At 37.4% G+C, this 1,140-nt stretch carries 1 pseudogene; it reads right to left on the bottom strand.

The annotated features are described in order from the left end of the window. Positions 1–829 (bottom strand): annotated as a pseudogene (locus HW45_RS29970) (alpha-glucosidase); the annotation flags it as partial. Between the last annotated feature and the right edge of the window lie 311 nt (positions 830–1,140).

Genomic DNA, 1,140 nt, shown 5'->3' with positions numbered 1-1,140 from the left:
TCGCGGGTGAATAGTTACCATAAGAGTACGCATTATAGAAAGTAGTATTGCCATTCGCGTTAATAGTAACCGAGCCTTCAGAGCGATAGTCATAGTCGGTCACTGTAGTTGTCGCATTATCGATTGAGCGAGTAACAAAAAACTCAGCCCCTTCTTCACTCTTTAAGCCCGACCAAGACGCTGCTTTATTAAACGTCAGTGCAACACCACCGTTTTCGCCAGTAAGCGCCTTATAAACCGAATTAGCGGCGACATCATCCCCTACGGTACTAAAGTCTCTTAGGAAACCACCCGTCCAAACAAGCTTAAGATTACGCACTTGCTCTGACTTGTTGCTGATTTTGGTTTCAATAATAGATGAACGATTAGTACCAAAACGTGTCGTCATCTCAATCTTAAATTCATTATTTTCGATAACTTGATGTAATGCGTCTGGTGTAGAAAAAGCCTTAACCTCCGCAGATAGTAAATTTATTTCTTGATTGTTATCTGCGTCAATTAGAGTAAGTTTGTCAAAGTTTTCATTAGCTATATAACTAGAGTACTCCTGGTCAACAATCATAATACCACCAGCAGAACCTATCGCAGAATCATCGCTTGGTAATAAATGACCGTGCCACGCACCTAAATCCGTAAATGCGTTATAACTTAAGTTACTTTGTGCATCACGGTCTTTCATTCGATCCGGATTACCTACTCTATCTAATACGTTAACAAAATTGCTTACGTCTGTTGAAGGTAGTGTTTCTGTCGAATCTGAACTCGAACTGTTGCAACCAGAGAGGGAGATAACCGAACCTACAAGAATAGCCAAGATAGTCTTTTTCATCTTTCAATCCATTTATTGTGATATTTATCACTATTATTAATTGAGATTTGCAGAACAAATCTCTACGCAGGGGATGTAGGATGAATAGTACGCACTAGCGTTATTCACTCAATAAATGTCGAAGGAAAATTTGTGGTTATGGGGAAAGATTACTTTCGTTGCACTACATTACTTGACAATTTAAATAGTATTATTCGCCAAATGAATATGAAACAAACCAATATTTATATAAATACCGAAATAATGTTAAGCTATTTACGAATAATATGATAATTTATATTTTTAGGCCAACAAATATACTAAACAAGCGC

It is taken from the genome of Vibrio sp. ER1A (assembly GCF_000733315.1).
Taxonomy (GTDB): Bacteria; Pseudomonadota; Gammaproteobacteria; order Enterobacterales; family Vibrionaceae; genus Vibrio; species Vibrio mediterranei.
This window is presented reverse-complemented; position numbering and strand designations above follow the sequence as displayed.